The organism is Arthrobacter sp. JUb119 (assembly GCF_024807995.1).
Classification (GTDB): Bacteria; Actinomycetota; Actinomycetes; order Actinomycetales; family Micrococcaceae; genus Glutamicibacter.
In genome coordinates this window covers 1-5,783 of the sequence record NZ_JANUFE010000013.1, presented here as the reverse complement: position 1 = coordinate 5,783, position 5,783 = coordinate 1, and the positions used below count along the sequence as shown (strand labels likewise).

Sequence of the window (5,783 nt, the reverse complement as noted above, 5' to 3'; positions counted from 1 at the left end):
GTTAAACAGGTGAGGCCCCGGCACCAAACGGTACCAGGGCCTCAAACCATCTACTCAAGTTAAGTCCGGCGGTGACCTACTCTCCCACACCCTCACGAGTGCAGTACCATCGGCGCAGTGGGCCTTAGCTTCCGGGTTCGGTATGGGACCGGGCGTTTCCCCCACGCTATGACCGCCGTAACAATCACGAAGCACACAAACCAAAACGTTTCCTGGTCAATGTTTTCCGGTGCTACAAAGTCTTGTATCCGTATTTGCTGGCTAGAGGTTGTTGTCTCGTAACCGCATAGTGAACGCGAACAGCATTGAAATCATCAGTTCAAATATTGTTTTATTGTGTGTTGAAAGTCATCGGCCTATTAGTACAGGTCAGCTACACAAGTCTTTAGTCCTTGCTTCCACATCCTGCCTATCAACCCAGTGGTCTAGCTGGGGGCCTCTCACACTCAAGGTGCATGGAAATCTCATCTCGAAGCAGGCTTCCCGCTTAGATGCTTTCAGCGGTTATCCCTTCCAAACGTAGCTAATCAGCGATGCACTTGGCAGTACAACTGACACACCAGAGGTTCGTCCGTCCCGGTCCTCTCGTACTAAGGACAGCCCTTCTCAAATTTCCAACGCGCGCAGCGGATAGGGACCGAACTGTCTCACGACGTTCTAAACCCAGCTCGCGTACCGCTTTAATGGGCGAACAGCCCAACCCTTGGGACCTACTCCAGCCCCAGGATGCGACGAGCCGACATCGAGGTGCCAAACCATGCCGTCGATATGGACTCTTGGGCAAGATCAGCCTGTTATCCCCGAGGTACCTTTTATCCGTTGAGCGACGGCCCTTCCACGAGGTGCCGCCGGATCACTAGTCCCGACTTTCGTCCCTGCTCGAGCTGTCACTCTCACAGTCAAGCTCCCTTGTGCACTTACACTCGACACCTGATTGCCAACCAGGCTGAGGGAACCTTTGGGCGCCTCCGTTACATTTTAGGAGGCAACCGCCCCAGTTAAACTACCCATCAGGCACTGTCCCTGAACCAGATCATGGTCCGAAGTTAGGTGACCGGTACAGCCAGAGTGGTATTTCAACGATGACTCCACCTGAACTAGCGTCCAAGCTTCACAGTCTCCCACCTATCCTACACAAGCTGCACCGAACACCAATACCAAACTATAGTAAAGGTCTCGGGGTCTTTCCGTCCTGCTGCGCGTAACGAGCATCTTTACTCGTACTGCAATTTCGCCGAGTTCATGGTTGAGACAGCGGGGAAGTCGTTACTCCATTCGTGCAGGTCGGAACTTACCCGACAAGGAATTTCGCTACCTTAGGATGGTTATAGTTACCACCGCCGTTTACTGGGGCTTAAATTCTCAGCTTCGCATTACTGCTAACCAGTCCTCTTAACCTTCCAGCACCGGGCAGGAGTCAGTCCGTATACATCGTCTTGCGACTTCGCACGGACCTGTGTTTTTAGTAAACAGTCGCTTCCCCCTGGTCTCTGCGGCCCACACCCGCATCAGAGAAGCAAGTTCTCATCACGGGGCAGGCCCCCCTTCTTCCGAAGTTACGGGGGCATTTTGCCGAGTTCCTTAACCATGATTCTCTCGATCGCCTTAGTATTCTCTACCTGATCACCTGTGTCGGTTTGGGGTACGGGCGGACTTGGACCTCGCGCCGATGCTTTTCTAGGCAGCATAGGATCACCGAATCACCCCGAAAACGGGGCGCCTATCAGGTCTCAGAAACATGAGCGGCGGATTTGCCAACCACTCTTCCTACACCCTTGGACCAGGTCAATTCCATTGCCTGGCTCGGCTACCTTCCTGCGTCACACCTGTTAATACGCTGACCTCACTGCATCGGTTCCCACCACATCAACCAGCAAGATACCCGAAGGCACCAACAGCTAGCGTCAATCATGGTTAGCATCCACAGCTCAGTATGGGCGGTCCTTCGCCGGTACGGGAATATCAACCCGTTGTCCATCGACTACGCCTGTCGGCCTCGCCTTAGGTCCCGACTAACCCAGGGCAGATTAGCTTAACCCTGGAACCCTTGATCATTCGGCGGACGGGTTTCTCACCCGTCATTCGCTACTCATGCCTGCATTCTCACTCGTGTGGCCTCCACCGCTGGTTTACACCGCGACTTCACCGTCCACACGACGCTCCCCTACCCATCCAAACACCCAATCGAAACCAGGTTAATATTTGAATGACGCAACTTCGGCGGTGTGCTTGAGCCCCGCTACATTATCGGCGCGGAATCACTTGACCAGTGAGCTATTACGCACTCTTTCAAGGGTGGCTGCTTCTAAGCCAACCTCCTGGTTGTCACAGCAACTCCACATCCTTTTCCACTTAGCACACGCTTAGGGGCCTTAGTTGGCGTTCTGGGCTGTTTCCCTCTCGACTATGAAGCTTATCCCCCACAGTCTCACTGCTGCGCTCTCACTTGCCGGCATTCGGAGTTTGGCTAAGGTCAGTAACCTTGTAGGGCCCATCGCCTATCCAGTAGCTCTACCTCCAGCAAGAAACACGCAACGCTGCACCTAAATGCATTTCGGGGAGAACCAGCTATCACGAAGTTTGATTGGCCTTTCACCCCTACCCACAGCTCATCCCCTCCATTTTCAACTGAAGTGGGTTCGGTCCTCCACACGCTCTTACACGCGCTTCAACCTGGCCATGGGTAGATCACTTCGCTTCGGGTCTAGATCACGCCACTCAAACGCCCTATTCAGACTCGCTTTCGCTACGGCTTCCCCACACGGGTTAACCTCGCGACGTAACACTAACTCGCAGGCTCATTCTTCAAAAGGCACGCCATCACCAGGGAACAAGTCCCCAGCTCTAACGGATTGTAAGCGCACGGTTTCAGGTACTATTTCACTCCCCTCCCGGGGTACTTTTCACCATTCCCTCACGGTACTGATTCACTATCGGTCATCAAGTAGTATTCAGGCTTACCAGGTGGTCCTGGCAGATTCACACAAGGTTTCACGGGCCCCGTGCTACTCGGGTATCAACACTAGAACGGCAGACACGCATTACACCTACGGGACTATCACCCTCTATGGTCCGGCATTCCAACCGATTCACCTATACGCCTGCACCTCATCCCACCAGCAAGATAGCGCTGGTACATGCCGACCCCACAACCCCGGTGATGCAACGCCTATCCGCTATCACACACCAACCGGTTTAGCCCCATCCGCGTTCGCTCGCCACTACTAACGGAATCACTGTTGTTTTCTCTTCCTGCGGGTACTGAGATGTTTCACTTCCCCGCGTTCCCTCCACACAGCCTATACATTCAGCTGCAGGTCACACCACATAACATGGTGCGGGGTTCCCCCATTCGGAAATCCTGGTCTCAACGTCCGGTTATCGACTCCACCAGGCTTATCGCAGATTCCCACGTCCTTCATCGGCTCTTGATGCCAAGGCATCCACCGTGCGCCCTTAAAAACTTCAACACAACATCAAAGTCAAAAGATATGAGCAATAAAACAATCTAACAAAATCACGCAGACAAGACTCCAACACCAGGCAATCCAAGGAAAAGGACTACCCAGCTCATCTCATCTGCAAGATGCTCGCGTTCACTATACAGTTCCCAAACAACAACCCCGCACCCCCGCAACAACACCCCAAAACCAACACCAACCAAAGGCCAGCATCAATCCAACAGGACATCCTTGCAGCAAACACAGGACAAACACCGAAACACCAAGAACCCCTCACCCAAGCGAACACCACCAGGACCCTCCCCACAGGAAGAACCCCAGCAACCATTCACCAGGAAAGGAGGCTTGTTGCCTCAAAACCCAACAGCATGCCAAACCATACAAACCACGCAACACCCACACACCGCATTCCAGCACCGCAAGAAGAAAACCCCCTGCAATGCGTACTAGCAGATGCCCAAGCACCACGCGGCCACAGCCAATACCCCGCACCAGCATCAGCCAGCACGTTTTCCGGTATTGAGTCCATTGATATTCCACCCATGAGCAACCCACCCGGACAACACTCGTGTCCAGCATGGGCAACCAATAATGGTTAGCTCCTTAGAAAGGAGGTGATCCAGCCGCACCTTCCGGTACGGCTACCTTGTTACGACTTAGTCCCAATCGCCAGTCCCACCTTCGACGACTCCCCCCACACAAGGTGGTTAGGCCATCGGCTTCGGGTGTTACCAACTTTCGTGACTTGACGGGCGGTGTGTACAAGGCCCGGGAACGTATTCACCGCAGCGTTGCTGATCTGCGATTACTAGCGACTCCGACTTCATGGGGTCGAGTTGCAGACCCCAATCCGAACTGAGACCGGCTTTTAGGGATTAGCTCCACCTCACAGTATCGCAACCCATTGTACCGGCCATTGTAGCATGCGTGAAGCCCAAGACATAAGGGGCATGATGATTTGACGTCATCCCCACCTTCCTCCGAGTTGACCCCGGCAGTCTCCCATGAGTCCCCACCTTTACGTGCTGGCAACATGGAACGAGGGTTGCGCTCGTTGCGGGACTTAACCCAACATCTCACGACACGAGCTGACGACAACCATGCACCACCTGTGAACCAGCCCCGAAGGGAAACCCCATCTCTGAGGCGGTCTGGCACATGTCAAGCCTTGGTAAGGTTCTTCGCGTTGCATCGAATTAATCCGCATGCTCCGCCGCTTGTGCGGGCCCCCGTCAATTCCTTTGAGTTTTAGCCTTGCGGCCGTACTCCCCAGGCGGGGCACTTAATGCGTTAGCTACGGCGCGGAAAACGTGGAATGTCCCCCACACCTAGTGCCCAACGTTTACGGCATGGACTACCAGGGTATCTAATCCTGTTCGCTCCCCATGCTTTCGCTCCTCAGCGTCAGTAAATGCCCAGAGACCTGCCTTCGCCATCGGTGTTCCTCCTGATATCTGCGCATTTCACCGCTACACCAGGAATTCCAGTCTCCCCTACATCACTCTAGTCTGCCCGTACCCACCGCAGATCCGAGGTTGAGCCTCGGACTTTCACGGCAGACGCGACAAACCGCCTACGAGCTCTTTACGCCCAATAAATCCGGATAACGCTTGCGCCCTACGTATTACCGCGGCTGCTGGCACGTAGTTAGCCGGCGCTTCTTCTGCAGGTACCGTCACTTTCGCTTCTTCCCTACTGAAAGAGGTTTACAACCCGAAGGCCGTCATCCCTCACGCGGCGTCGCTGCATCAGGCTTTCGCCCATTGTGCAATATTCCCCACTGCTGCCTCCCGTAGGAGTCTGGGCCGTGTCTCAGTCCCAGTGTGGCCGGTCACCCTCTCAGGCCGGCTACCCGTCGTCGCCTTGGTGAGCCATTACCTCACCAACAAGCTGATAGGCCGCGAGTCCATCCCCCACCGATAAATCTTTCCACCAACAACCATGCGGTCAAAGGTAATATCCGGTATTAGACCCAGTTTCCCGGGCTTATCCCAGAGTCGGGGGCAGGTTACTCACGTGTTACTCACCCGTTCGCCACTAATCCACCCAGCAAGCTGGGCTTCATCGTTCGACTTGCATGTGTTAAGCACGCCGCCAGCGTTCATCCTGAGCCAGGATCAAACTCTCCATAAAAAAATAAAAAGCCACCGGCAACCCCTTGGAAAATAAGGGCGAAGCCAATGAAGTCCTGGCGAATAATAAAACACTCAAGAACACTGCACGGGGGTGCAATGCCTCAAGCAAATGTTATGTATTCACCAAATAAAAATATTCGGTATCAACAAACTTGGCACACTATTGAGTTCTCAAACAACAAACACT

3 rRNA genes are annotated in these 5,783 nt (G+C 53.9%); all 3 read right to left on the bottom strand.

The features are described 5' to 3' along the window. Positions 1-63: 63 nt before the first annotated feature. The 3 genes from rrf to M2368_RS18740 all read right to left on the bottom strand — a co-directional run bounded on the left by rrf (position 64) and on the right by M2368_RS18740 (position 5,594). Positions 64-180 (bottom strand): 5S ribosomal RNA (gene rrf / locus M2368_RS18750). Between the two features lie 158 nt (positions 181-338). Then, positions 339-3,470 (bottom strand): 23S ribosomal RNA (locus tag M2368_RS18745). Positions 3,471-4,068: 598 nt separating this feature from the next. After that, positions 4,069-5,594 (bottom strand): 16S ribosomal RNA (locus tag M2368_RS18740). Together the 16S, 23S and 5S rRNA genes form the textbook arrangement of a ribosomal RNA operon. Positions 5,595-5,783 lie beyond the last annotated feature (189 nt).